The sequence below is a fragment of the Mycolicibacter arupensis genome (genome assembly GCF_002086515.1).
In the GTDB taxonomy this organism is placed as follows: Bacteria; Actinomycetota; Actinomycetes; order Mycobacteriales; family Mycobacteriaceae; genus Mycobacterium; species Mycobacterium arupense.
The window spans coordinates 32,086-58,132 of sequence record NZ_MVHH01000009.1; the positions used below are offsets into that span (position 1 = coordinate 32,086).

Annotated in this window: 21 protein-coding genes; 14 read left to right on the forward strand and 7 right to left on the reverse strand. The window is 67.5% G+C overall.

All coding sequences use genetic code 11. The annotated features are described in order from the left end of the window. Positions 1–6: 6 nt before the first annotated feature. Both BST15_RS06530 and BST15_RS06535 read left to right on the forward strand, forming a co-directional pair. Entirely contained in the window at positions 7–1,407 is a 1,401-nt protein-coding gene (locus BST15_RS06530; RefSeq protein ID WP_046188665.1) for a nitrate/nitrite transporter, read from the forward strand. 1 nt (position 1,408) lies between these two features. Further along, a complete protein-coding gene (locus BST15_RS06535; RefSeq protein WP_046188666.1) occupies positions 1,409–2,560 on the forward strand; it encodes a uroporphyrinogen-III synthase in 1,152 nt (383 codons plus the stop codon). On the opposite strand, the gene nirD is transcribed toward BST15_RS06535, so the two are convergent. Continuing rightward, positions 2,557–2,925, reverse strand: coding sequence for a nitrite reductase small subunit NirD (gene nirD, locus BST15_RS06540; RefSeq protein ID WP_046188667.1), 369 nt, complete (start codon positions 2,923–2,925; stop codon positions 2,557–2,559). The two genes, BST15_RS06535 and nirD, sit on opposite strands and share 4 nt — an antisense overlap. After that, positions 2,922–5,489 carry a nitrite reductase large subunit NirB gene (gene nirB / locus BST15_RS06545; RefSeq protein ID WP_046188668.1) on the reverse strand — a complete coding sequence of 856 codons (2,568 nt, stop codon included), beginning with the start codon at positions 5,487–5,489 and terminating at the stop codon, positions 2,922–2,924. Before nirB ends, nirD begins: the two co-directional genes overlap by 4 nt. A gap of 220 nt (positions 5,490–5,709) precedes the next feature. On the opposite strand from nirB, the gene BST15_RS06550 reads away from it, so the two are divergent. From BST15_RS06550 to BST15_RS06570, 5 genes are all read left to right on the forward strand, one after another. Beyond that, on the forward strand, positions 5,710–6,168 hold the full coding sequence (locus BST15_RS06550) for an Hsp20/alpha crystallin family protein (protein ID WP_046188669.1): 459 nt from the start codon (positions 5,710–5,712) through the stop codon (positions 6,166–6,168). A gap of 165 nt (positions 6,169–6,333) precedes the next feature. Continuing rightward, complete coding sequence (locus BST15_RS06555) at positions 6,334–6,630, forward strand: hypothetical protein (RefSeq protein ID WP_046188670.1); 297 nt, start codon at positions 6,334–6,336, stop codon at positions 6,628–6,630. Positions 6,631–6,699: 69 nt separating this feature from the next. Further along, on the forward strand, positions 6,700–7,530 hold the full coding sequence (locus BST15_RS06560) for a hypothetical protein (RefSeq protein WP_046188671.1): 831 nt from the start codon (positions 6,700–6,702) through the stop codon (positions 7,528–7,530). A 42-nt stretch (positions 7,531–7,572) separates the two neighbouring features. After that, entirely contained in the window at positions 7,573–9,492 is a 1,920-nt protein-coding gene (locus BST15_RS06565) for a fumarate reductase/succinate dehydrogenase flavoprotein subunit (RefSeq protein ID WP_083070871.1), read from the forward strand. Then, positions 9,492–10,247 carry a succinate dehydrogenase/fumarate reductase iron-sulfur subunit gene (locus tag BST15_RS06570; RefSeq protein ID WP_046188673.1) on the forward strand — a complete coding sequence of 252 codons (756 nt, stop codon included), beginning with the start codon at positions 9,492–9,494 and terminating at the stop codon, positions 10,245–10,247. The genes BST15_RS06565 and BST15_RS06570 overlap by 1 nt, the downstream gene beginning before the upstream one ends. A 38-nt stretch (positions 10,248–10,285) precedes the next feature. Here the strand turns inward: BST15_RS06570 and BST15_RS06575 are convergent, their stop codons facing one another. Both BST15_RS06575 and BST15_RS06580 read right to left on the reverse strand, forming a co-directional pair. After that, positions 10,286–11,155 carry an inositol monophosphatase family protein gene (locus tag BST15_RS06575; protein ID WP_046188674.1) on the reverse strand — a complete coding sequence of 290 codons (870 nt, stop codon included), beginning with the start codon at positions 11,153–11,155 and terminating at the stop codon, positions 10,286–10,288. 59 nt (positions 11,156–11,214) lie between these two features. Continuing rightward, on the reverse strand, positions 11,215–11,691 hold the full coding sequence (locus tag BST15_RS06580; RefSeq protein ID WP_276037974.1) for a flavin reductase family protein: 477 nt from the start codon (positions 11,689–11,691) through the stop codon (positions 11,215–11,217). Positions 11,692–11,973: 282 nt separating this feature from the next. Between BST15_RS06580 and BST15_RS06585 the strand changes: the two genes are divergently transcribed. From BST15_RS06585 to BST15_RS06595, 3 genes are all read left to right on the forward strand, one after another. Continuing rightward, positions 11,974–13,809: an acyl-CoA dehydrogenase gene (locus BST15_RS06585; RefSeq protein ID WP_046188676.1), complete on the forward strand. Its 1,836-nt coding sequence runs from the start codon at positions 11,974–11,976 to the stop codon at positions 13,807–13,809. Between the two features lie 153 nt (positions 13,810–13,962). Beyond that, complete coding sequence (locus tag BST15_RS06590; RefSeq protein ID WP_046188697.1) at positions 13,963–14,931, forward strand: GlxA family transcriptional regulator; 969 nt, start codon at positions 13,963–13,965, stop codon at positions 14,929–14,931. Between the two features lie 11 nt (positions 14,932–14,942). Beyond that, the gene (locus tag BST15_RS06595; RefSeq protein ID WP_046188677.1) at positions 14,943–15,671 is read left to right on the forward strand and encodes a DJ-1/PfpI family protein; all 729 of its coding nucleotides are present in this window, start codon (positions 14,943–14,945) and stop codon (positions 15,669–15,671) included. A 139-nt stretch (positions 15,672–15,810) separates the two neighbouring features. On the opposite strand, the gene BST15_RS06600 is transcribed toward BST15_RS06595, so the two are convergent. After that, entirely contained in the window at positions 15,811–17,157 is a 1,347-nt protein-coding gene (locus BST15_RS06600; RefSeq protein ID WP_046188678.1) for an acetyl-CoA C-acetyltransferase, read from the reverse strand. A 138-nt stretch (positions 17,158–17,295) separates the two neighbouring features. Here BST15_RS06600 and BST15_RS06605 point away from each other — a divergent pair, with 138 nt between their 5' ends. Further along, positions 17,296–18,669 (forward strand): 3-oxoacyl-ACP reductase, encoded by a 1,374-nt coding sequence (locus BST15_RS06605; protein WP_046188698.1) that lies wholly within the window; start codon positions 17,296–17,298, stop codon positions 18,667–18,669. 5 nt (positions 18,670–18,674) lie between these two features. Further along, positions 18,675–19,517 (forward strand): MaoC/PaaZ C-terminal domain-containing protein, encoded by an 843-nt coding sequence (locus tag BST15_RS06610; RefSeq protein WP_046188699.1) that lies wholly within the window; start codon positions 18,675–18,677, stop codon positions 19,515–19,517. Here the strand turns inward: BST15_RS06610 and BST15_RS06615 are convergent, their stop codons facing one another. After that, positions 19,518–20,144, reverse strand: a complete 627-nt coding sequence (locus BST15_RS06615) for a TetR/AcrR family transcriptional regulator (protein ID WP_046188679.1) — start codon at positions 20,142–20,144, stop codon at positions 19,518–19,520. A gap of 79 nt (positions 20,145–20,223) precedes the next feature. Continuing rightward, positions 20,224–21,411 carry a glycoside hydrolase family 3 N-terminal domain-containing protein gene (locus BST15_RS06620; protein WP_046188680.1) on the reverse strand — a complete coding sequence of 396 codons (1,188 nt, stop codon included), beginning with the start codon at positions 21,409–21,411 and terminating at the stop codon, positions 20,224–20,226. Between the two features lie 133 nt (positions 21,412–21,544). Here BST15_RS06620 and BST15_RS06625 point away from each other — a divergent pair, with 133 nt between their 5' ends. Together BST15_RS06625 and BST15_RS06630 are read left to right on the forward strand one after the other, a co-directional pair. Further along, positions 21,545–21,718, forward strand: a complete 174-nt coding sequence (locus BST15_RS06625) for a DUF2613 domain-containing protein (RefSeq protein WP_013827163.1) — start codon at positions 21,545–21,547, stop codon at positions 21,716–21,718. A gap of 58 nt (positions 21,719–21,776) precedes the next feature. Continuing rightward, positions 21,777–26,015, forward strand: a complete 4,239-nt coding sequence (locus BST15_RS06630) for an alpha-(1->3)-arabinofuranosyltransferase (protein WP_046188681.1) — start codon at positions 21,777–21,779, stop codon at positions 26,013–26,015. Positions 26,016–26,047 lie beyond the last annotated feature (32 nt).

Below are 26,047 nucleotides of genomic sequence, written 5' to 3' on the forward strand. Positions count from 1 at the left end.
GACTTCATGGCGCGTTCACACGTAATCACAAGGTGGGACCCCGAGGACACCGCGGCCTGGACCGCCGGCAACGACAGGATCGCACGGCGCAATCTGATCTGGTCGACCATTGCCGAACACGCCGGGTTCTCGATCTGGTCGATCTGGTCAGTCATGGTGCTGTTCATGCCGGAGGCGGTCTACGGCTTCACCGCCGGCGACAAGTTCCTGCTCGCGGCCACCGCCACCCTGGCCGGCGGCGTGCTGCGCATACCGTACTCGCTGGCCACGGCCGCATTCGGCGGTCGGAACTGGACGATCTTCTCGGCGCTGGTGTTGCTGATCCCCACCGTGGCGATGATGGGCCTGTTGGCACACCCGGGTCTCCCCCTGTGGCCATACCTGTTCTGCGCCGCGCTGACCGGCCTGGGCGGCGGAAACTTCGCCGCCTCGATGACCAACGTGAATGCCTTCTACCCACACCGGCTCAAGGGCTGGGCGCTGGCGGTCAACGCCGGTGGCGGCAACCTGGGCGTGCCGCTGATCCAGCTGGTCGGCCTGGCGGTGCTGGCCACCGCCGGTAACCGGCAGCCGTACTGGGTGTGTGCGATCTACCTGGTGGTGCTCGCGGTAGCCGCCCTCGGAGCGGCGCTGTTCATGGACAATCTCGACGGGCAGAAAGCCGATCTGACCGCGATGCGGTCGATCCTTCCCGAACTCGACACCTGGATCGTGGCACTGCTCTACATCGGGACGTTCGGTTCGTTCATCGGATTCTCCTTCGCGTTCGGCCAGGTGCTGCAGATCAGCTTCGTCGGGGGCGGTCAGAGCCCGGCGCAGGCCTCGCTGCACGCGGCCCAGATCGCTTTTGTGGGACCGCTGCTGGGGTCACTGTCCCGGATTGTCGGCGGCCGCCTGGCGGATCGCCTGGATGGCAGTCGCGTCACGCTGGCGGCCTTCGGCGGCCTGTTCGCGGCCTCGGGACTCCTCGTCACCGTGAGCACCATGGACGGCAACCGCAGCGGCCCCACATCCGGGGCCATCATGGTGGGCTATGTCGTCGGATTCGTGGCGCTGTTCATCGTGTCCGGAATCGGCAACGGCTCGGTGTACAAGATGATCCCGTCGGTCTTCGAGGCCCGCAGCCACCGCCTGGACATGCGCGAGAACGATCGGCGGCAATGGGCACGGGCCATGTCCGGGGCGTTGATCGGATTCGCCGGTGCCATCGGCGCCCTCGGCGGCGTGGGGATCAACCTGGCGCTGCGCCAGTCGTACATGACCAGCGGCTCGGCCACCTCGGCCTTCTGCATCTTCCTGGTGGGTTACGTCGTCGCCGGGGCGCTGACGTGGCTGCGGTACGTGCGTCGGCCGATCTTCGTCGTGCAGCCCGCGCAGCCCGCGCTCGCCGCGATGGCTACGGCGTAACGTGGCCGGCTCCCTCTGCGGCTACCGCGTCGCGGTGACGTCAGCGCGTCGCGCTGACGAGCTGGCCAACCTGCTTCGGCGCCACGGCGCCACGGTCTGTGCCGCCCCGGCCATCACCATGATCGATCTGACCGACGACATCGCGCTGCGCGGGCGCACCGAATCCTTGATCGAGGCGCCGCCCGACGTGCTCGTGGTGACGACCGCGATGGGCTTCCGCGGCTGGATCGGCGCCGCACACCGATGGGGTCTCGCCGACCAGCTGATCGCGGCCCTGGCCACCGCACGGATCGTGGCCCGTGGCCCCAAGGCAGTGGGAGCGTTGCGCACCGTCGGCTTGCCCGAGGAGTGGTCTCCCGATTCCGAGTCGTCTGCGGCCATCGCCGACTATCTCAAGTCCGACATCGCCGGCGCCCGCATCGCGGTTCAGCTGCACGGCACCACCGGTGACTGGGACCCGGTACCGGAGCTGCTCGAGCAGCTCCGCAAATCCGGAGGCGAGGTATTGCCCATCCCGGTCTATCGCTGGCGGCCGGCTCGGCCCGGCGGTGAATTCGACAAACTGGCGATCCAGATGTCGCAGCGGCAGTTCGACGCGGTGAGCTTCACCTCCGCCGCCGCGGTTATGGCGACCTTGACTCGTGCGGCCGAGCTCGGTATCTCCGACGCCTTGTTGCGCGCACTGCGGTCCGACGTACAGGCCATGTGCATCGGGCCGTTGACGGCGCGGCCACTGGAACTGTTGGGTGTTCCGACGTCGGCCCCCAAGCGGATGCGGCTGGGCGCGTTGGCCCGGCACATCGCCGACGAGTTACCGCGACTGCGCACCCACATCATCTCCGCGGCGGGTCACCGCATCGAGATCAGCGGCAGCGGCGTCTCCGTCGACGGGGTGCCCAAGCCGGTCTCGCCCGCGGGCATGGCCACCCTGCGCGCACTGGCCCACCAACCGGGCAGAGTCGTCTCGCGCGAGACGCTTCTGGCGGCGCTGCCTGGTCATGGCGCCAACACCCACGCCGTGGAGACCGCTGTGCTGCGGCTACGCACCAGCCTGGGCGACAAGAACATCATCGCCACCGTCGTCAAGCGTGGTTACCGCTTGGCGGTGGACCAGGCGGACATGGATCTGAATATGGGCCAGGCGGCCGGCTAGGCGACAGCCCTTTCCGGACTGACCTGGCCGATCTGCACGTAACCGTCCGGGGTGACGCGGGTCGGGTACACCCGCACCGACATGTCGGGGTCATCCAGGCAGCTGCCGTCGTCGAGGGCGAACGCCTGCTTCTTCAATGGCGAGATGACCGACAGGCGCCCCCCGCGGTCACCGACGATCCCACGCGACATCACCGCCGCCCGAAAGAACGGGTCGATGTTGCACACCGCACGGATCGAACCGTCGTCCAGCCGAAACAACGCCGCCTGCTTGCCGTCGGGGAGCAATACGCCGACCCCGAGTCCGGGCAGCAGACTGTCGTAATGGCATGCGGTGGTCCAGGTTTCGATGTTGCTGTTGTTCATGATGCCTCCTCAGATGAACGCAGGACTGGGACGGGTAAAGGGACTTTGCGGCCGTCGCGCACGGTGAACGCGACGGTGGGGTCTTCGGCGTCGGGGGCGTTGACGAAGGACACGAACCGCGACAGCTTCTCCGGGTCGTCGAGCACCCCCTTCCACTCGTCGGTGTAGTTGTCGACGTGGCGGGCCATCTCGGCCTCGAACTCCTCGGCCAGCCCCAGCGAGTCGTCGCAGACAACGTCGCGGACGTGGTCCAGGCCGCCCTCGATCGACTCGATCCACGGCGCGGTGCGCTGCAGCCGGTCAGCGGTGCGGATGTAGAACATCAGGAATCGGTCGACGTAGCGAAACACCGTCTCGGTGTCGAGGTCGCTGGCGAGCAACTGGGCGTGCTTGGGCGACATCCCGCCGTTGCCGCCGACATAGAGATTCCAGCCGACTTCGGTGGCGATCACGCCGACGTCTTTGCCGCGCGCCTCGGCGCACTCCCGAGCGCAGCCCGACACCCCCATCTTGATTTTGTGCGGCGCACGCAGACCGCGGTACCGCAGCTCCAAGTCGATGGCCATCTTCACGGAGTCCTGCTGGCCGTAGCGGCACCAGTCGCTCCCGACACAGCTTTTGACCGTCCGCAGCGACTTGCCGTATGCCTGACCGGATTCCATGCCCGCATCGACCAGCTGGCGCCAGATGGCGGGAAGCTGATCCACCCGGGCACCGAACATGTCGATGCGCTGTCCCCCGGTGATCTTGGTGTAAAGGCCGAACTCCTGGGCGATCTGGCCGATCAGGATCAAGTGCTCGGGCTTGATCTCACCCCCGGGAACCCGCGGAACAACCGAGTAACTGCCGTTGCGCTGGATGTTGGCCAGGAAGTGGTCGTTGGTGTCCTGCAACGCCGCCTGCTCACCGTCGAGGATGTGCTCGGAGCCGGTGGACGCCAGGATGGAGGCGACGGTGGGTTTGCAGATGTCACAGCCGTGGCCGGTGCCGAAACGCTCCAGCAGTTCGGAGAAGGTACGGATTCCGGTGACCTGCACGATCTGGAACAGCTCGGCGCGTGACTGGGCGAAGTGTTCGCACAATGCCTTGGACTGCTCAACACCTTCGGCCACCAGCAGTTCTTTGAGCAGCGGAATGCACGATCCGCAGGAGGTGCCCGCCTTGGTACAGCCCTTGAGGCTCTGCACATCGTGGCAACCGGCGCCGATCGCCTCGCACAGCTGCTCCTTGGTGACGTTGTTGCACGAGCAGATCTGCGCCGCGCCCGGCAGCGCACTGATACCTAGGCTTGTCTTGCCTTCACCCGTGCCGGCCGGAGCGATCAGGTCCAGCGGGTCGCCGGGCAACTCGGCGCCAACCATCGGACGCAAGACGCCGTACGAGGACGCGTCGCCCACCAGAATGCCGCCGAGCAACGTCTTCGCGTCGTCGGACAACACCAGCTTGGCGTAAGTCCGCTTCACCGGGTCGTTGATCACCACCGACAGCGAACTCTCGGTGGCGCCCATGGCGTCGCCGAAGCTCGCCACGTCGACGCCGAGCAGCTTGAGCTTGGTGGACATGTCGGCCTCGCCGAATTCGGCAGATCCGTCGAGCAGCCGGTCGGCGACCACCTCGGCGCTGGTGTAGCCAGGGCCCACCAACCCATAACAGACGCCTTCGATGGCCGCCACTTCACCGATCGCGTACACATCGGATTCGCTTGTCCGGCAGGAGAGGTCGGTCAACACCCCGCCCCTGTCGGCAATTGCCAGTCCGGCCTCACGCGCCAGCTCGTCACGCGGACGTACCCCCGCGGCGAAGATCACCAGGCCGGCCTCAATCGCCGTGCCGTCGGACAGGCGCACCCGCAGGCTTGGCGAACCGTGCTCGTGGGTCAGCTGCTCGATAGCCTCGGTGCCAACACCGACGTGCACCGCGATGCCGAGATCCGAGATCATCCGGCTCAGCAGCACCCCGCCGGCGTCGTCGAGTTGCTGCGGCATCAGACGCGGCGCCATCTCGACGATGTGCGGCTCGACCCCGGAGGCGCGCAACGCGTTAGCCGCCTCCAGGCCCAGCAGCCCGCCGCCGATCACCACGCCGGCGCGCCCGTTTCCGGCCTCGAGCATGCATTCGATGTCCGCCCGGATCCCGTCCAGATCGTCCAGGGTTCGGTAGACGTGACAGCCGGGCAGATCATGGCCCGGGACCGGCGGCACGAACGCGCGCGATCCCGTCGCCAGGACCAAGGTGTCGTAGCCGTAACGCTGGCCGTCCGCGGCGACCACCGACTTGTCGGCCAGGTCGACCCGGACCACCCGAGTGCTCAGCAGCAGCCGCACCTGCTCGTCGCCCGCGTAGTCATTACCGGGCAATGCCAGCCGCGACCTGTCCCAGCCGTCGGTGTAGGAGGTCAGCCCGACGCGGTCGTAGGCGGGGTCGGCCTCCTCGGCGAGCACCGTGACCCGCCAGTTCTCGGTGCCGGATCTGCTGCGGAGCGCCTCCACGAAGCGGTGGCCCACCATGCCGTGGCCGACCACGACAAGGTCCCTGACGGCCCGCGGGGTTTGGATCGTGGTCATACAAAAAAGATTAGGCAATCAATCATTGCTGGTATATCGCCACACGTTACAAATGCGTGAAGGTGTGCTCACGCGAGTGTGATCCATGTCACTTCAAGGCGTATATGCGCTGGTGTTCACCCATGGCGAACACGGAACTTTAGCGTCATCGACTCAAGTTCTACTCGGTGACGGACCGGCACCAGACCGGCACGCGGCAATCACCTCAAAGGAGAGACCCATGAGCACTCTGACACTGTGGCAGCGCCCACTCAAGCCCGCCTTCGACACCGAGCGCTGGGTCCGCGACTTCTTCGGACCGGCCACGGCCAGCGACTGGCGAGGGGTGCCCACTCCGGGCGAACTGCACCCGGCCGCCGAGATCATCAAGGACGGCGACGACGCGGTGATCCGGCTGGAGCTGCCCGGCATCGACGTCGACAAGGACGTGGCGGTCGAATTGGACGGCGGCCGACTGGTGGTCCACGGTGAACGCCGCGACGAGCACGCCGACACCGAGGCCGGCACCCAACGCACGCTGCGCGAGGTGCGCTACGGGGCGTTCCGCCGCTCGTTCGCGGTGCCTGCCCACGTCACCGGCGAATCCGTTTCCGCGTCCTATGACGCCGGCGTACTGACGGTGCGGGTAGCGGGCGTGTACGCCGGCAGCCAGCCGCAGCGGATCGCCATCACCAAGTAGCCCGGCACGACCGAACCGGCCCGAAAGCCCCCGCACACACCTGTGTTCGGGGGCTTTTCGGCGCCCAACACGTCCCGCAGACAACGTGATCTGTCTCACGTTCGGTTCCGGATGTGACTAGCATCGGGTGGACGTACTGTGAGCTGTACCACCCGAGGAGGCCTGGTGTCGAGCACTACCGAACTCGCCGAACTGCACACCCTGATTGGTGACCTGCGGCGCTGCGTGCTGGGGCTGAAGACCCGCGTCGGTGACATTCCCGGAATGCGCCGCATAGAGCTGGACGCCGAACGCATCCTTACCGATGTCCAGCTCCTCGAATCGGATGCCGGAGAGATGGACTTGGAGCGCTGGGCGGCCGAGCGGTCGCACGAGAAGATCACCATCCCCGACACCGAGTACGACAGCGAATTCTGGCGCGACGTCGACGACGAGGGCGTCGGCGGCCAAGGCAGGTACTGAACCCACCGGGTGCTGCTTGTCGATAAGGGGCGCCCTCCGACGAACTAAAGCCGAAGGGAACCCCACCAGATGAGCGCACCCGCCGTGAACCGTCCCGGCCCCGGCGTCTTCTCGGCGACGCGCGCACGGATCGCCAATCGGACGTTGCGGACCGACCGCTGGTGGCTCTCCCCGCTGCGAATCGACCTGGGCTTCGCCGCCTTCCTCATCTACGCGACGGCACGTGGGTTCCAGCAGAACCACTACTTCGTCGAGAAGTACCACTACCTGACACCGTTCTACTCACCGTGCGTGAGCCAAGGCTGCCTTCCCGAGGCCAGCGAGTTCTGGCCACGGTTCCTACCCGATGTGTGGTGGTTGCCCTATGCGGCGATGTCATTGCCGTTCCTCTTGCTGTTCCGGCTGACCTGCTATTACTACCGCGGCGCCTACTACCGGACGGTCTGGCAGTCGCCGACCTCGTGCGCAGTCCCCGAGCCCCGCGCCCACTACACCGGGGAGACGCGGTTTCCGCTGATCATCCAGAACAGTCACCGCTACTTCTTCTACATCGCCGCCGTCATCTCCGTCATCAACACCAACGATGCGATCGGGGCCTTCCACTCCGACACCGGCCCTCACGGTTTCGGTTTCGGGTTGGGCAATCTCATTCTGGTCGGAAACGTCGCCATGCTGTGGACCTACACCCTGTCCTGCCATTCGTGCCGGCACGTGTTCGGCGGGCGGTTGAAGCACTTCTCCAAACATCCAGTGCGGTACTGGATGTGGTCACAGATCAGCAAGATCAACGTGCATCACAAGCAATTCGCCTGGATCACGCTGGGCACGCTGATGCTGACCGACTTCTACATCATGCTGGTCGCCAGCGGCACCATCAGCGACCTGCGATTCATTGGCTGACAAGCGTTTTCGAAGTGTCAACTCTTAGACGAGTGAGGATTCATGGTTGAAGTCGAACGGCACTCCTACGACGTAGTCGTGATCGGTGCCGGCGGCGCTGGCCTGCGCGCGGTCATCGAAGCCCGTGAGCAGGGCCTGAGCGTTGCGGTGGTGTGCAAGTCGCTGTTCGGTAAGGCACACACCGTGATGGCCGAGGGTGGCTGCGCCGCGTCGATGGGCAATGTCAACTCCAAGGACAACTGGCAGGTGCACTTCCGCGACACCATGCGCGGGGGGAAGTTCCTGAACAACTGGCGGATGGCCGAGCTACACGCCCGGGAAGCACCGGAGCGGGTCTGGGAGTTGGAGACCTACGGCGCCCTGTTCGACCGCACTCCCGACGGCAAGATCAGCCAGCGCAACTTCGGTGGCCACACCTACCCACGGCTGGCCCACGTCGGAGACCGCACCGGGCTGGAGTTGATCCGCACCATGCAGCAGAAGGTGGTCTCGCTGCAGCAGGAGGATTACGCCCAGTTCGGTGACTACGAGGCTCGGATCAAGATCTTCCACGAATGCACCATCACCGAACTGCTCAAGGACGAAGCGTCCGGTGCCATTTCGGGCGCTTTCGGCTACTGGCGCGAAAGCGGCAACTTCGTGCTGTTCGAGGCACCGGCGATCGTGCTGGCCACCGGTGGGATCGGCAAGTCCTTCAAAGTGACATCGAACTCCTGGGAGTACACCGGCGACGGACACGCCTTGGCGCTTCGGGCCGGCGCGACGCTGATCAACATGGAGTTCGTCCAGTTTCACCCGACCGGCATGGTGTGGCCACCCAGCGTGAAGGGCATTCTGGTCACCGAAGGCGTGCGTGGCGACGGCGGCGTGCTCAAGAACTCCGACGGCACCCGGTTCATGTTCGACTACATCCCTCCGGTGTTCAAGGGCCAGTACGCCGAAACCGAACAAGAGGCCGACCAATGGCTCAAGGACAACGACTCGGCTCGCCGGACCCCGGTCCTGCTTCCGCGCGATGAGGTGGCCCGCGCCATCAACTCCGAGGTCAAGGCCGGGCGCGGCTCGCCGCACGGTGGGGTGTTCCTGGACATCGCCTCGCGCCTGACCGCCGAGGAGATCAAGCGGCGACTGCCCTCGATGTACCACCAATTCATGCAGCTCGCCGAAGTCGACATCACCAAGGACGCGATGGAGGTCGGGCCCACCTGCCACTACGTGATGGGGGGCATCGAGGTCGACCCGGACACGGGCGCCGCAGCGGTGCCCGGCCTGTTCGCCGCCGGCGAATGCTCCGGCGGTATGCACGGATCCAACCGGCTGGGCGGAAACTCCCTATCCGACCTGCTGGTGTTCGGCCGCCGCGCAGGGTTGGGCGCCGCGCAATATGTTCAGGCGCTTCAGGCCCGACCGACGGTGACCCCGGCCGCACTGGAAGCCGCAGCGCAACTGGCACTGGCACCGTTCGACGGGCCGGCCGGCGGCGGTACACCGGAGAATCCCTACACGCTGCATTCCGATCTGCAACAGTCGATGAACGATCTGGTCGGGATCATCCGCAACGCGGGCGAGCTGGAGCAGGCGCTGGTTCGCATCGAAGAGTTCAAGGCCCGGTTCGCCGCGGTGACAGTCGACGGCGGACGCCACTACAACCCGGGCTGGCACCTGGCCATCGACCTTCGCAACATGCTCCTGGTCAGCGAATGCGTGGCCAAAGCCGCGCTGCAGCGCACCGAGAGCCGCGGTGGACATACCCGCGACGACCACCCGGGTATGGACTCCAACTGGCGCAAGACCCTGCTGGTCTGTCGGGCTTCGGACGACCGCGTCGTGCCCGACATCACGGTCACACCCGAGGCCCAGACCGGGATGCGCGAGGACTTGCTGGAGCTGTTCGAGATCTCCGAGCTGGAGAAGTACTACACCGACCAAGAGCTGGCGCAACATCCGGGACGGAGAGCGTAATGACATACAACGCCCAGCTGCGAGTCTGGCGCGGTGACGTCGACGGCGGTGAACTGCAGGACTTCGAGGTCGAGGTCAACGAGGGTGAGGTGGTGCTCGACGTCATCCACCGCCTACAGGCGACCCAGACACCAGACCTGGCGGTGCGCTGGAACTGCAAGGCCGGCAAATGCGGATCGTGTTCGGCCGAGATCAATGGGCTGCCCCGGCTGATGTGCATGACTCGAATGTCGACGTTCGACCCGGAGCAGACGATCACGGTGACCCCGGTGCGCACCTTCCCGGTGGTTCGCGACCTGGTCACCGACGTCTCGTTCAACTATCAGAAGGCCCGGGAGATGCCGGCCTTCAAGCCCCCGGCCGATCTCAAGCCCGGCGAGTACCGCATGCAGCAGGTGGATGTGGAGCGCTCGCAAGAGTTCCGCAAGTGCATCGAATGCTTTCTCTGCCAAAACGTCTGCCACGTCATTCGTGACCACGAGGAGAACAAGGAGCAGTTCTCCGGGCCTCGTATGTTCATCCGGCTGGCGGAGTTGGACATGCACCCCTTGGACACCGCCGACCGGCGCGACTTCGCCCAGGACGAGGCCGGACTCGGGTTGTGCAACATCACAAAATGCTGCACCGAGGTCTGCCCGGAGCACATCACGATCACCGACAACGCCATCATCCCGATGAAGGAGCGGGTGGCCGGAAACCGTTATGACCCGGTCGTCTGGCTAGGCCGAAAGATCTTCCGCCGCAAGGCGGATTGACTCGGCGAAGCTCCGGCCGGTGCACTTGGACGCAACGGCTACTCCGGCATCGGCGGCCAACCGCCCTCCCGGTGAAGCAATTCGATGAGGGCGTCGGCGACGCCGGGCGCAGCGGCGACGAGCACTTCTCCGCTGTCGATCACCGGGCCGGGCAGCACCACCCGGGCACCCGCCTCCGCCGCGATCAGCGCACCGGCGGCGTAGTCCCAGGGCTTGGTCCCGTGCTCGAAATAGGCATCGAGCCGGCCCGCAGCGACCATGCACAAGTCCAGGGCGGCCGAGCCGATCCGGCGTACGTCACGGACCACCGGCAGCACCCGGGTGAGCAGCTGCGCCTGGGCGGCCCTGCGACGGGGTGAATAGCCGAAGCCGGTACCCAGCAGCGCCAGCGACAGCTCACTGACTTCGGTGCATCGCAGCGCAACTGAGCCGTGCCGATCGAGCACCTGAGCGCCCAATCCGGCAGCGGCGGAATAGATCCGGTCCGCCACCACGTCGGCGACCGCGCCCGCCACCGACACCCCGCCGATCTGCGCCGCTACCGAGACCGCGTATGCCGGGACGCCATACATGAAATTGACGGTGCCGTCGATAGGGTCGACGACCCAGGTCACACGGTTGGGTTCACGGCCGCCGGCCTCGCCGGAACCGCCGCCCTCTTCGCCCAGCACCGCGTCCCCGGGACGCAGCACGGTCAGCCGCTCCCGGATGAAGCTCTCGGTCTCGGTATCGACCACGGTCACCGGGTCGGTCGGGGTGCTCTTCGTCTGAACCAGACCGGGCGGGTTCGCCGCACCGGGGGTACCGAACACCTCTGCGCGCCGGCGCCGTACGAATTCCGCGGCCTCGGCCACCAATGTTTCGGCGATGGTCCTCAACTCAACCGGGTCAGTGCTTCGCGGAGCCATCTGCCCATCGCAGCACATCTGCGGCGATCCCCGCACCTCGAGCAGCGCGGGAACCGGCCCTAACCTCCGAGCCGGCGAAAGCCGCTGCGATGAAAGACGATCGGCGCGATCTCTGGATCCACGGTGAGTTCACAGACCCGCAGCACCACGATGGTGTGGTCACCGGCGGGAACCAACTGCTCGATCGCGCTGCCCAGCCACACCCCGGTTCCCTTGATGAAGACCGCGCCATCGTTGGTCACCGTCTCCAACCCGGCGAACCTGTCACCGGTCTTGGCAGCCAGGGTGCGGGCCGCCACGTCGTGCGCCTCGCCGAGCACGCTGATGCCCAGTCGCGGCGAGTCCTTGAGCTTGGGCCACGTGCTCGAGGAGTTCTGCACGCAGAAGGACACCAGCGGGGGATCCAAGGAGACCGGCACGAAGGTGCTGGCTGCCAGGCCGATCCGGACGCCGTCGATCTCAGCGGCCACCGCCACCACTCCGGACGGGAAATGCCCGAAGGCTTCCCGAAGTGACGTCGGTGTCAGCGGAGTCAGTTTGCTCTCGGAACTCACGTGGGGATTCACCGGGACCCGTTCGGCTCGTCTGGTCTGTCGTACTCGCCCAGAACCCTACCCGCCAGCCCGTGGCCTCGGCAGATGGGCCGATTGCGGCCAGATTCTCGGGCGAAGACCAACCGGTTGGTTACCCGATCGAAGGACATAGCTCACATCAGCTTGCACTATGGCTACTGGCGAGTATATTTCAGGTTACGTTACTGGTGGGTAACTTAATCCCGAGTACCCAACCATCAAGTGGCATTCCATGAGGAGGAAGTTGTGAGCCACTACAAGAGCAATGTCCGTGACCAGGTGTTCAACCTGTTCGAGGTGCTGGGCCTGGACCGAGTCTTCGGCGAAGGCGACTATGCCGACCTGGACATCGACACCGCTCAGGAAATGCTCGGCGAAATGGTCCGCCTGGCTGAGGGCCCGATTGCCGCGTCCTTCGTCGACGGCGACCGCAACCCGCCCGTGTTCAACCCCGAGACCCACACCGTCACCCTGCCCGAGTCGTTCAAGAAGTCGGTGCGCGCCAACTTGGAAGGCGGCTGGGATCGGGTCGGTGTCATCGAGGAGCTGGGCGGCATCCCCATGCCCAAGGTCCTGATGTGGGCGCTGCAGGAGCACATCCTGGGCGCCAACCCGGCCGTGTGGATGTACGGCGGTGGAGCCGGATTCGCCAACATCTTCTACAACATCGCCACCGAAGAGCAGAAGAAGTGGGCCATCCTGGCCGCCGAGCGCGGTTGGGGTTCGACGATGGTGCTGACCGAGCCGGACGCCGGCTCTGACGTGGGCGCCGGTCGCACCAAGGCCGTGCAGCAGCCCGACGGCTCCTGGCACATCGACGGTGTCAAGCGATTCATCACCTCGGCCGACTCCGACGACCTGTTCGAGAACATCTTCCACCTGGTGCTGGCGCGCCCCGAAGGTGCCAAGCCCGGCACCAAGGGCCTGTCGCTGTTCTTCGTCCCGAAGTTCCTGTTCGACTTCGAGACCGGCGAACTCGGTGAGCGCAACGGCGCATTCGTCACCAACGTCGAGCACAAGATGGGCCTGAAGGTCTCGGCCACCTGTGAGCTGACGTTCGGCCAGCACGGCGTTCCCGCCAAGGGCTGGCTGGTGGGCGACGTGCACAACGGCATCGCGCAGATGTTCGAGGTCATCGAGCAGGCTCGGATGATGGTGGGCACCAAGGCCATCGCCACCCTGTCCACCGGCTACCTCAACGCGCTCGAGTACGCCAAGGAGCGGGTGCAGGGCGCTGACCTGACCCAGATGACCGACAAGTCGGCGCCGCGGGTCACCATCACCCACCACCCGGATGTCCGCCGGTCGCTGATGACCCAGAAGGCCTACGCCGAGGGGCTGCGGGCGCTGTACATGTACACCGCCACGTTCCAGGACGCCGCCGTGGCAAAGGCACTGCACGGGGTGGACGCCGACCTGGCGGTCCGGATCAATGACTTGATGCTGCCGATCGTCAAGGGCGTCGGCTCCGAGCAGGCCTACGCCAAGCTCACCGAGAGCCTGCAGACCCTGGGCGGCTCGGGCTTCCTGCAGGACTACCCGATCGAGCAGTACATCCGGGACGCCAAGATCGACTCGCTCTACGAGGGCACCACGGCGATCCAGGCGCAGGACTTCTTCTTCCGCAAGATCATTCGCGACAAGGGTTCCGCACTGGGCCACGTCGCGGGCGAGATCGAGGCGTTCATCTCCAACGAGACCGGCAACGGCCGACTCAAGGCCGAGCGGGAGCTGCTGGCCACCGCACTGGCGGACGTGCAGGGCATGGCTGCCACGCTGACCGGTTACCTGATGGCCGCGCAGGAGGACATCTCCAGCATCTACAAGGTCGGTCTGGGCTCGGTGCGCTTCCTGATGAGCGTCGGCGACCTGATGATCGGCTGGCTGCTGACCCGCCAGGCGGCTGTCGCCGTGGAGAAGCTCGACGCCGGTGCCGAAGGTGCCGACCGCTCCTTCTACGAGGGCAAGATCGCCGTGGCGTCGTTCTTCACCAAGAACTTCCTGCCGCTGTTGACCAGCACGCGGTCGGTGATCGAGAACATCGACAACGACATCATGGAGCTCGACGAGGCAGCGTTCTAAGGCGCTGAGCACAGACCGCGCAGGCCCTCGGGGAGACCCCCTGGGGGCCTGCTGCATTGTCGGGTCGCCCCTGCGCGCGAGCGTAATGAGTTTGTCCTGATTTGTGGGATACATGTCGTGGACGCCATGCCCGCGGGGGCCGACACTGGTGAGATGACACGCAAGGTCGTCATCCTCGGCTACCCCGGCATCCAGGCCCTAGACATCTTCGGGCCCGCGGAGGTCTTCGCCACCGCGACATTCGCATTGATCGGGCAAGGCCGTGGCGAGGACGGCTATGAAGTCACCGTGGCCGGCGTCGACGGCACACCGATAGCCACCAGCGGAGGGGTGTCGCTGGCCCCGGGTGCCGCACTTGAGCCCGGTGAGCCCATCGACACCCTGGTAATCCCCGGCGGGATCGGCGTCCAGGCGGCGCAGGCCGACCCGCAGACCGTTGACTGGGTCCGCCAAGCCTCGTCGCGTTCGCGGCGCGTGGTCAGCGTGTGCACCGGGGCGTTCTTAGCCGCGCAGGCGGGCCTGCTCGACGGGTGCCGTGCGACCACGCATTGGGCGTTCGCCGAGGCGCTGGCCCGCGAGTTTCCCCAGGTCACCGTCGACCCCGAACCGATCTTCGTCCGCAGTTCGGCATCGGTGTGGACAGCAGCTGGGGTGGCCGCAGGGATCGATCTGGCGTTGGCGTTGGTCGAAGAAGATCACGGCACCGACGTGGCGCAGACGACGGCGCGCTGGCTGGTGCTGTATCTGCGACGTCCCGGCGGGCAGTCTCAATTTGCGGCACCGGCGTGGCAGCCGCGGTCTCGGCGGACACCGATCCGTGACGTGCAGGAACTGATCGAGTCCGAACCAGGCCGCCCGCACCGCATCATCGAGTTGGCCGCCCGGGCCGCGATGAGCCCCCGGCACTTCACCCGAGTCTTCACCGACGAGGTGGGTATGGCGCCCGGAGCGTACGTGGAGCGAGTACGGACCGAAGCCGCGCGCCGGCAACTCGAGGAGTCCGACGACACCGTCGCAGCGATCGCCGGCCGCTGCGGATTCGGCACGCCAGAGACTTTGCGCCGCACATTCATTCGCCGACTCGGCGTCTCACCCGACCACTACCGCAAGACGTTCGCCTGAAAGGGACACCCATGCAGATCGCCGTCGTGCTCTACCCCGACTTCACCGCGCTGGACTTCATCGGCCCATACGAGGTGTTACGCCAGCTACCGCAGGCACAGGTGCGCTTCGTGTGGCATACGCCGGGACCGGTAACGGCCGACTCGGGGGTGCTCGTGGTCGGGGCGACACACTCCCTGGACGAGACACCCGCCCCCGACGTCATTCTGGTCCCGGGCGGTCCCGGGTGCATGGCGGCCGCCCGGGACACGGTCTTACTGGAGTGGCTGCGACGGGCCCAGCGGACCGCCACCTGGACCGCCTCGGTGTGCACCGGATCGGTGGTGCTGGCCGCCGCCGGCCTGCTGGAAGGCAAGCGGGCCACATCGCATTGGTCGGCGCTGAGCGCACTCAAGCCGTTCGGCGCGGACCCGGTCGGTGACGAACGCATCGTCCACCAAGGCGATATGGTCACCGGCGCTGGAGTGTCGGCCGGGATCGACCTTGCACTCTGGCTGGCTGCGCAGATTGCCGGTGAGCAGCGCGCCAAAGCCATTCAGCTTCTGATCGAATACGATCCGCAGCCGCCTTTCGACTCCGGCCACACCTCCAAGGCGTCGGTCCAGACCAAGGCGGCGGCCACCGCGCTGATGGCCCGGGACGTTGCGAAGCCGGCACAACTGAAGGCCAGCGCACTGCTGCTGTGGGATCAGGCGATCGGCGCGGTCCGCAACCGGCGGAGCCACATGACCCGCCGTTGAATCCCCTCAGTTCAACGGCGAGCCACCGGCGGGCTGCCCCGCGGTGTCGCAGGGGGCGGGCGACCTCGCGAGGCCAACCACACCCTGTGTTTTACCCGGCTTCGCCGTCGGTCAAACCAGAGTCGGGCACGGCCGGGCGCTACCCCTCAAGGATGGCCGCTACGCCCTGACCGCCCGCGGCGCAGATCGAGATCAGCGCACGCACCGGCTTGTTCTTCGCTGCACCCTTCTTGGCCGCCTTCGCCTCGGCGATCTGCTTGGCCGCCTGGGCCACGATCCGCCCACCGGTGGCGGCGAAGGGGTGCCCTGCCGCCAGCGACGACCCATTGACGTTGAGCTTGGAGCGGTCGATGGCGCCCAGCGCGGAGTCCAGACCCAGCCGCTGCGTGCAGTACTCCTCCGACTCCCACGCTTGTAGGTGGCACAGCACCGTGGCTGCGAATGCCTCGTGGATCTCGTAGAAGTCGAAGTCCTGCAGGGTCAGGCCGTTGCGCGCCAGCAGTCGCGGCACCGCGTAGGTCGGCGCCATCAGCAGGCCGTCGGCGCCGTTGACGTAGTCCACCGCGGCCGTCTCGGCGTCCACGAAGTACGCCAGCGGGGTCAGCTTGTGCGCGGCGGCCCACTCCTCGCTGGCCAGCAGCGCCACCGACGCACCGTCGGTGAGCGGGGTGGAGTTGCCCGCGGTCATGGTGGCGTCACCGGCCTTGGCGCCGAACACCGGCTTGAGCGTGGCCAGCTTCTCCGGGCTGGACTGGGGCCGCAGGTTGTCGTCGCGGTAGAGCCCCTGGAACGGCGTCACCAGGTCGTCGAAGAAACCGCGGTCATAGGCGGCGGCCATATTGCGGTGGCTGGCCGCGGCAAGCTCGTCCTGGTCGACCCGCTTGATCCCCATCTGCTTGGTGGTGATGGCCTGGTGCTCACCCATCGACAGGCCGGTGCGGGTCTCCTTGTTGGCCGGGATCTCCACGCCCAGCGCGGCCGGCAGCTTGCCGACAAGCTTCAGCCGTTGCACGTTCGACTTGGCCCGGCGCAGCGCAAGCAGCGTGCGACGCAGTTCGTTGCCGATGGCCAGGGGGGCATCGGAGGTGGTGTCCACCCCGCCTGCGGCGGCCACTTCGTAACGACCGGCGGCAATCCCGTCGGCGGCGCAGATCGCCGCCTGCAAGCCGGTGCCGCAGGCCTGCTGCAGATCGAACGCCTGCGTGTACGGCGACAGCGCAGAGCCCAGCACCGATTCGCGGATCAGGTTGAAGTCGCGGCTGTGCTTGAGCACCGCACCGCCGATCACCGCGTCCAGCTTCTCTCCGGCCAGGCCGAATCGATCGACCAGGCCGCCCAGCGCCGCGGTGAACATGTCCTGGTTGGACGCGCTGGCGTAGGCGCCGTCGGAGCGCGCGAACGGAATGCGATTGCCCCCGAGGACGGCGACACGGCGTCGCGTGCCGGCGGTCGCCTCGGCAGGTTGAGCAGCAGATGCAGGTGCCACGATCTCTCGTCTCTGGTGGTGGGTCCCCGAGTCACCGGGGGCAGTGGGGTGATACTACCCAGTATTCTTACTCTGGAGTAAGTTCGTTGTCGACACCGTGGCCCGCACCAGGCACGTCCCCACATGGAAGGCAGCACTATGCCCCCCAAGGCCCCCAGAGTCCCTTCGGACCTGTTGTCCCAGATCCTCGGCTCCGCCCCCGGATCGTTCCTGTCCAAGCAGCTCGGCGTTCCGCAGGCCGAGACCCTGCGCCGCTACCGGGTCGGCGAGCCGGCACTGGCCGGCCCCCTGCTGATCGGCGGGTCGGGCCGGGTGGCCGAGCCGCTGCGCGCCGCGCTGGCCGACGACTACGAGCTGGTCGGCGACAACCTGGGCGGTCGTTGGGCAGACTCGTTCGGCGGGCTGGTCTTCGATGCCACCGGCATCACCGCTCCGGCCGAGCTGAACCAGCTACACGAGTTCTTCACCCCCCTGCTGCGCAACGTGGGCCGCTGCGGTCGGCTGGTAGTCGTGGGCACCACCCCCGAGGCGGCCGGCAGCGTCGACGAGCGGATCGCGCAGCGCGCCCTGGAAGGCTTCACCCGCTCGTTGGGCAAGGAGCTGCAGCGCGGCGCCACGGTGCAGTTGGTGTACCTGTCGCCCGACGCCAAGCCCGGCGCCACCGGCCTGGAATCGACGTTGCGGTTCATTCTCTCGGCCCGGTCGGCCTACGTCGACGGCCAGGTGTTCTACGTCGGCGCCGACGACGCGATCGCCCCCGCCGATTGGGACCGCCCCCTGGAGGGCAAGGTCGCGATCATCACCGGCGCGGCACGTGGCATCGGCGCCACCATCGCCGAGGTGTTCGCCCGCGACGGCGCCAAGGTGGTGGCGATCGACGTGCCCCAGGCCAGCGAGGCGCTGGAGACGACGGCTTCCCGGGTTGGCGGGACGGCGCTGGCGCTGGACGTCACCGCCGCCGACGCGGTAGAGCAGATCACCGCGCACCTCACAGAGCACTATGGCGGCAAGGCCGACGTGCTGGTCAACAACGCCGGCATCACGCGCGACAAGTTGCTGGCCAACATGGACGACGCCCGCTGGAACGCGGTGCTGGCGGTCAACCTGCTGGCGCCGCAGCGCCTGACCGAAGGATTGGTCGAGGGCGGCAGCATCGGCGAAGGCGGCCGCGTGATCGGCCTGTCGTCAATGGCCGGCATCGCCGGTAACCGCGGCCAGACCAACTACGCGGCCACCAAGGCCGGCATGATCGGCCTGACCGAGGCGCTGGCGCCGACCCTGGCCAAGAAGGGCATCACGATCAACGCCGTCGCCCCGGGGTTCATCGAGACCGAGATGACCGCCGCGATCCCGCTGGCCACCCGCGAAGTCGGCCGTCGGCTCAACTCGCTGTTCCAGGGCGGCCAACCCGTCGACGTGGCCGAACTGATCGCCTACTTCGCCAGCCCCGCATCGAATGCGGTGACCGGCAACACCATCCGGGTGTGCGGTCAAGCCATGCTGGGGGCGTGAGCACCATGACGCAACCCAGTGGCCTCCGCAACATGGCGCGCGCGGTAGCCGGGGCGCTGCCCTTCATTCCGCGCACGCAATCCCTGCCGAACCGGACGCTGCGGGTCGATGAGCTTGCCATCGACCCCAACCACGTCGCGGCCTACGCGGCCGTCACCGGACTGCGGTTCGCCGACCAGGTTCCGCTGACCTACCCGTTCGCCCTCACCTTCCCGACCGTGATGGAACTGGCGACCGGGTTCGATTTCCCGTTCGCGGCGATGGGCTCGGTGCACACCGAGAATCGGATCGTCCGGCATCGCCCGATCACGGTCACCGACACCGTCGGCGTGACGGTGCACGCGGAGAATCTGCGCGAACACCGCAAGGGTCTGCTGGTCGACATCGTCACCGACGTCAGCGTCGGCAACGATCCGGCCTGGCATCAGGTGACGACGTTCCTGCATCAGCAGCGCACCAGCCTCTCCGATGAACCCAAACCTCCGCCCGCGAAGCAACCCAAGCTGGGCCCGCCCCACGCGGTGCTGCGGGTCACCCCGGGGCAGATTCGGCGCTATGCGTCGGCCGGGGGCGATCACAACCCGATCCACACCAGCTCGATCGGCGCCAAGCTGTTCGGCTTCCCCTCCGCGATCGCGCACGGAATGTTCTCCGCCGCGACGGTTCTGGCCAACATCGAGGGGACGCTTCCGGATGCCGTGGACTACACCGTGCGATTCGGCAAGCCGATGCTGCTGCCGGCCAGCCCGGGCCTCTACGTCGACAAGGTCGACGGCGGCTGGGATCTGGCGCTGCGCAACATCGCCAAGGGATACCCCTACCTGACGGCCACGGTGCGGGAGCTGTAGCTACCCGGCCGCGGCGGCGTCGGCTCCGTCGCGGCCGCCCGGGGCTTCCTTGAGCCCTCGCCAGAACAGGTCGATCATCAACTGACCCGCCTCCTCGACGTCGGTGTCGCCGGTGCTGACCCGGCTGGCGATCGCCTCGCCGGCGCCCACCAGCGCGACCGCCATCAACTCGAAGTCAAGGCCCGGCTCGGGTTTGCGCGTACCGGCCCGCAGCAACCGACCCACCAACTCGATGATTCGTTCCCGGCCTTCGCGCACGGTGTGGGCGAACGCCTGCGAACTGGTGGCCTGGGTGTACATCACGATCCACGACGCCCGATTGGCATCGATGTAGCGCAAGAATGCCCGAATCGTGTTACCCAGCATGTCTTTCGGGGACTGCTGAAAGTCGATCTCCGTGCGAACCGACTCGACGAAGCGGCGCAGTTCGCGGTCCAGACATGCCCCGAACAACTCTTCTTTGGAGCCGTAATACAAGTAGAGCATCGGCTTGGAGATCTGCGCGGCCGCGGCGATCGAGTCCATCGACGTCTCGTGGTAGCCGTTGATCGAGAACATCTGCACGGCGGCGTCGAGCATCTGCTGTTCGCGCACAGCTCGCGGTAACCGCTTACTGCCAGCTGCCATCGACTCGAGGTCCTTCCGCGCGCCCCCTCGGCACGATCTTACCGAAGAGTAACTTGTGTGGTTCCCCGCGCCGCCGGGATCAGGCGTGGCAGTGCGTACCGGGCAACTTGGCCGCGGTCACCCGCGCCAGCGACGCGTCGACGGCCTCCTGCTTCAGCTCGCCTGCCGACAGCGCCTGCTCCAACCTGTCCAGCACCGCCGGCACCTCGTCGGTGGTGACCCACAGCGCGATGTCGACACCGGCCGCCAAGCTGCGCAGCACCGCCTCGGCAACTCCGTAGTGCTCGGTGATCGCCGCCATCGATGACAGGTCATCGCTGAATACGGGGCCATCGAAAGCCGGGCCGCCGTATCCGGTGCCCGTACGCAGCAGGTTGACCGCCGCCGGGCTCAGGCTGGCGGGGTCCTCGGTCAGCCCGGGCACCTCCAGGTGACCCATCATGACTGCCACCGGCGCCGCCGTAACCAGCGTGCGATACGGCGCCAGGTCGCCGTCCAGCAGCTGAGTCAGCGGCGGGGTGATCACGGCGCCCGCGGTGTGTGAATCACCGGATCCGTGGCCGTGGCCGGGGAAGTGCTTGAGCACCGGGAGCAGTCCGGCGTCGCGCAACCCCTGCGCGTAGGCCCCGGCGTATTCGGTGACCTTGGCCGGGTCCGACCCGAACGATCGATCACCGATCACGGTGTCGTCATCGGTGTCGGAGTCCACCACGTCGACAACCGGTGCGAAATCGACGGTGATACCCAGGTCGGCCATCTTGCGGCCCCGCTCGGCGGCCAGCTCGCGTACTTGCTCGGCGCTGCTGGTCTGCGCCAACTCCTTCGCCGACGGCGACGTCCCGATCAGCGACGACAGCCGCGACACGCGGCCGCCCTCCTCGTCCACACTGACCGCCAGGGGCAGCGGGCCGGTCGGCGCCTGGCTTGCCTTGATCTCCTTCAGCGAGCCGTCTGTGAGCAGGGCCAGATCGGTCCAACTGCCGATGAAGATGCCGCCGACATGGTGATCGCTCACCACAGCACGTGCGTCCCCCGCGTCGCGGACACCCACCATCACCAGCTGGGCCAGCTTGTCGCGGGTCGACAGGGCCGACACTCCCTCGCACACCGGGTCCACCGGCGCGGCGGCGGTCGACGACGTGGCCGCAGCTGCCTCAGACGAGGGCTCCGATGTCTCACCGTCGTGCGAGCACGACGTGACAAGGGCGGGCAGCAGGGCGGCGGTCAGCAGCAGACCGGGCAGTCGGCGAGTCAGCGATCCAGGCATCGCACCATGCTGTCACGGCCGGAACCGCCAGGCACATGCGCCCACGTGCTACTTTGACGGGCGGGGACCAGCGGGGGCTGAGTTTGACGGTGCCCCAGATCTACGTCACGAGATTTGCAGGAGGAGCCTGACCATGCCTCGGTTCGTGGTACCGGCCGCCATCAGCATCGTCGTGGGGGTGTTGCTGGGTGCGGCGGCCGTCTTCGGCGTCACTCTGATGGTGCAGCAAGACACCAAACCCCAGATCGCCGGAGGCGACCCGCAGTCCTCGGTATTGAACAGGGTGGAATACGGCAACCGCGGCTGACCTGCGCACGCCGGCTACGTCCGACCAACCGCCGGCGACGCCGCAGGCAGTAGCACCGTTGTCCCGACGCTGGTTGTGGCTGGTCGGCAGTGTCGCTCTGGCCTGTAGCCTGCTGCAGGCACCCGGCCTGATCTCTCCGGACACCAAGCTTGATCTCACCGCTGATCCGCTGCGTTTCCTGGCTCGCGCCGTCAACTTGTGGAGCAGCGAGTTGCCCTTCGGCCAGGTGCAGAACCAGGCCTATGGCTATCTTTTCCCGCACGGGGCTTTTTTCGCGGTCGGCGACCTGCTCGGGCTGCCCGGCTGGATCATTCAGCGGCTCTGGTGGGCGGCGCTGCTCACGGTGGCGTTCTGGGGTCTGCTGCGGGTCGCTGAGGCGTTGCGGATCGGGACACCGACGGCGCGGCTGATCGGCGCCGCCGCGTTCGCCCTGTCGCCACGGGTGTTGACCACCCTGGGCTCGATCTCGTCGGAGACCTTGCCGATGGCGCTGGCCCCGTGGGTTTTGCTGCCGGTCATCCGCGCCCTGGGCACACCCGGCGATCCCGAATCGGGCACGCCGCAACGGCCTGCCCGGATGCTTGCCGGCCAGGCCGGGGTCGCGGTTGCCCTGATGGGCGCCGTGAACGCGGTCGCGACGCTGGCGGGTTGCCTGCCGGCCATCATCTGGTGGTTGTGTCACCGCCCGACCCGCCGCTGGTGGCGCTTCACCGGCTGGTGGCTGCTGGCCCTGATGCTGGCCGTGACGTGGTGGCTGGTCGCGCTGATGTTGTTGGGCCGGGTCAGCCCACCGTTCCTGGACTTCATCGAATCGGCCGGCGTCACCACCAGGTGGACCTCGCTGACCGAGATGCTGCGGGGCACACACAGTTGGACGCCATTCGTGGCGCCGAACGCCACCGCCGGGGCACCACTGGTCACCAGCCCGGTGATGATCCTGGGCACCTGCCTGGTGGCCGCAGCCGGTCTGGCCGGACTGACCGGCCTGCTGTCGCGGCGGACGCCCGGCGCCGGCCGGCTGGTCACCATGCTGCTGATCGGGGTGACGCTGCTGGCGATCGGCTACGCGGGCGGCCTGGGCTCCCCGCTGGCCCATGCGGTACAGACCTTCCTCGACGGCACCGGAGCCCCGCTTCGCAACCTGCACAAGCTCGAGTCGGTGATCCGGATTCCGTTGGTGCTGGGCCTCATCCACCTGCTGGGCCGTATCCCGCTGCCCGGCAGCGCGCCTGCGCTGGTGTGGCGCCGCGCATTCGTCCACCCCGAACACCACAAGTCGGCCGCAGTCGGCCTGGTGGTCCTCACGGCACTGCTGGTCTCCACCTCGCTGGCCTGGACCGGCCGGTTGACTCCGCACGGGACATTCAGCGCGCTTCCGCAGTACTGGCGTGATGCCGCCGCCTGGCTCACCGAGCACAACGGCGGCGGTCCCACGCCCGGACGGGTCCTGGTGGCACCGGGGGCACCGTTCGCCACTCAGACCTGGGGCACCAGCCATGACGAGCCCCTGCAAGTACTCGACGTAGGCCCGTGGGGCGTGCGTGACTCGATCCCGCTGACCCCGCCGCAGACCATCCGGGCGCTCGACTCGGTGCAGCGCCTGTTCGCCGCCGGCCGTCCCTCTGCCGGCCTCGCCGACACCCTGGCCCGCCAAGGCATCTCCTACCTGGTGGTGCGCAACGATCTGGACCCCGACACCTCGCGATCGGCGCGGCCCCTGTTGGTGCATCGCTCTGTCGACGGCTCACCTGGCCTGCGGCGGGTTGCCCAGTTCGGCGATCCGGTCGGGACGGGAACGGTCCCCGGTTTCGTCGCGGACAGCGGCCTGCGGCCTGCCTACCCGGCGATCGAGATCTACCGAGTCGGTGATCCGACCGCCGCCAACCCCGGTGCGCCTTATCTGACCGACCTCGACGCGATGCCGAGGGTCGACGGCGGACCCGAGGTACTGCTGCGACTCGACGAGCACCAACGGCTCCTGGGCCAGCCGCCGCTGGGCCCGGTTCTGATGACCGCCGATGCCCGGCGCGCAGAGCTGGGCACTCCGGTGGTCACCGTCACCGACACGCCATTGTCCCGCGAGACCGATTACGGCCGGGTCGACGACCACTCGTCGACGATCCGGGCGGCCGGCGACCCCCGGCACACGCTGAGCAGGGTGCCGGACTATCCGGCTCCTGGAGCCAGCACCGTGTTCGGTGGGTGGATGGGCGGCCGGCTCACCGCATCCAGCTCGTCCTCGGATGCCACCACACTGCCCGATGTGGCCCCGTCGACCTCACCGGCCTCCGCCATCGACGGCGACTCGGGAACAGCATGGGTGTCCAACGCACTGCAGACCGCGGTCGGCCAGTGGCTGCAGGTGGATTTCGATCACCCACTGACCAACGGCACCATCACCGTGATCCCCAGCGCGACCGCCGTCGGGGCACAGGTACGCAGGATTCAGATCTCCACGGTCAACGGCACCACGACCCTGCGGTTCGACCGCGCCGGCGAGCCTCTCATTGCTGCACTGCCCTATGGCGAGACACCGTGGGTGCGAATCACGGCATCAGGGACCGATGACGGTTCACCGGGGGTGCAGTTCGGCATAACAGATCTGGCCGTGACCCAGTACGACGCTTCGGGTTTCGCCCATCCGGTGGACCTGCGCCACACAGCCGTGGTTCCCGCGCCACCCGCCGGCGCACAGGTGGCACAGTGGGACTTGGGTGCTGGGCTACCGGGCCGGGCCGGCTGTGCGCCCGCCGCCGGCGCGGTTCGCTGTGCGGCGTCGATGATGCTGGAGCCCGAGGAACCGGCCACCTTCAGCCGAACCCTCAACGTCCCCCGGCCTACGCAGGTGACCCCGACCGTCTGGGTGCGGCCCCGTCAGGGACCGAACCTGATCGACCTGATCGCCGAGCCAGGCAGCCTCCGGGCCCGCGGTGACGCGGACGTTCTCGACGCGCTGGGGGCAGCCTATGCCGCGGCCGACGGCGATCCCGGCACCGCGTGGACGGCCTCGCAGCGCGTGGTCGCTCACCACACCCCGCCGACGCTGACCATCACGTTGCCCAAACCGGTCAAGGTGACCGGGGTGCGGTTCACGCCCAGCCAGTCTCCGCTGCCTGCGCGCCCCACTCTGGTGGCCATCGACCTGGGCTCGGGGCCACAGGTCCGGGAACTGACGGACACCGACACTGAGCAGGTGCGGCTGTTGCCGCGGGTGACCGACACCGTCGCCATCAGCCTGCTGGCCTGGGAGGACGTGATCGACCGCACCGCTATCGGCTTCGATCAGCTCAAGCCGCCGGGCTTGGCCGAGGTCAGTGTGCTTGGGGCCGACGGCCGGCCCGTCGCTCCCGCCGATCCCGCCCGCAACCGGTCACGTGAGGTCCGGGTCGACTGCGATCACGGGCCCATCATTGCGATTGCAGGCCGCTTCGTGCACACCTCGATCAGCACGACCGTCGGGGCGTTGCTCGACGACAAGCCGATACCGGCACAGGCGTGTGACCAACGTCCGATCGCGTTACCCCCCGGCGCGCAGGAGTTGATGGTCAGCCCCGGTCCGGCGTTTGTGGTCGACAGTGCGCTGCTGTCCGGGCCGCCGGTGGCCACCCCCCGTGCTGGGACAACTCCCGCCGAGCTCGGCAGCTGGGGCGCGGAACGGCGTGAGGTGAGGGTCCCGGGGTCGAAAACCGCTCGGGTTTTGGTGGTCCCAGAGAGCATCAACGGCGGCTGGGTGGCGCGGGCACCGAACGGCGCTCGGCTGACGCCGGTGGTGGTCAACGGCTGGCAGCAGGGTTTCGTGCTGCCGGCCGGCACCGACGGCACAGTCACCCTGACGTTCGGTCCCAACCGGATGTACCGGCTGGGAATGGCCGTCGGGTTGGCGCTGCTGCCGCTGCTGGCGTTGCTGGCTTGGTGGCCGGCTCGTCGGCGACGCGATCCCGGCCCGCCCGTGCAGCCCTGGCGGCCGAGTCGCAATGTGGCGGCAACCGGTGCGCTGACGGTCGGCTTCCTGATTGCCGGGGTCGTCGGAGCTGCCGTGTTCGGGGCCGCACTGGTTCTGCTGCTGACGTTGCGGAATCGGCAGCGCGCCTTCGATGCCGCACGACTCGGGTTGAGCTCCGGTGGCCTGATTTTCGCGGGCACGATGTTGTGCCGGCATCCCTGGCGGTCGGTGGACGGCTACGCCGGCCACTCCGCGGGGGTACAGCTTGCGGCGCTGGTGTCCGTGGCTGTCCTGGCTGCCACGGCGGTGGTCGCAAGCCCGACGGAGTCGGGCGACGCGGGCCAGCGCCCATAGACACGGCGGTGGTCACAAGCGGTGGTCGCAAG

Coding starts and splice junctions, on each gene's coding strand:
- BST15_RS06625 (WP_013827163.1), top strand. CDS start 21,545: ATGCCTCGGTTCGTGGTACCGGCCGCCATCAGCATCGTCGTGGGGGTG.
- BST15_RS06590 (WP_046188697.1), top strand. CDS start 13,963: ATGACACGCAAGGTCGTCATCCTCGGCTACCCCGGCATCCAGGCCCTA.
- BST15_RS06560 (WP_046188671.1), top strand. CDS start 6,700: ATGAGCGCACCCGCCGTGAACCGTCCCGGCCCCGGCGTCTTCTCGGCG.
- BST15_RS06595 (WP_046188677.1), top strand. CDS start 14,943: ATGCAGATCGCCGTCGTGCTCTACCCCGACTTCACCGCGCTGGACTTC.
- BST15_RS06575 (WP_046188674.1), bottom strand. CDS start 11,155: ATGGCTCCGCGAAGCACTGACCCGGTTGAGTTGAGGACCATCGCCGAA.
- BST15_RS06530 (WP_046188665.1), top strand. CDS start 7: ATGGCGCGTTCACACGTAATCACAAGGTGGGACCCCGAGGACACCGCG.
- BST15_RS06615 (WP_046188679.1), bottom strand. CDS start 20,144: ATGGCAGCTGGCAGTAAGCGGTTACCGCGAGCTGTGCGCGAACAGCAG.
- BST15_RS06605 (WP_046188698.1), top strand. CDS start 17,296: ATGCCCCCCAAGGCCCCCAGAGTCCCTTCGGACCTGTTGTCCCAGATC.
- BST15_RS06570 (WP_046188673.1), top strand. CDS start 9,492: ATGACATACAACGCCCAGCTGCGAGTCTGGCGCGGTGACGTCGACGGC.
- BST15_RS06620 (WP_046188680.1), bottom strand. CDS start 21,411: ATGCCTGGATCGCTGACTCGCCGACTGCCCGGTCTGCTGCTGACCGCC.
- nirB (WP_046188668.1), bottom strand. CDS start 5,489: ATGACCACGATCCAAACCCCGCGGGCCGTCAGGGACCTTGTCGTGGTC.
- BST15_RS06610 (WP_046188699.1), top strand. CDS start 18,675: ATGACGCAACCCAGTGGCCTCCGCAACATGGCGCGCGCGGTAGCCGGG.
- nirD (WP_046188667.1), bottom strand. CDS start 2,925: ATGAACAACAGCAACATCGAAACCTGGACCACCGCATGCCATTACGAC.
- BST15_RS06550 (WP_046188669.1), top strand. CDS start 5,710: ATGAGCACTCTGACACTGTGGCAGCGCCCACTCAAGCCCGCCTTCGAC.
- BST15_RS06565 (WP_083070871.1), top strand. CDS start 7,573: ATGGTTGAAGTCGAACGGCACTCCTACGACGTAGTCGTGATCGGTGCC.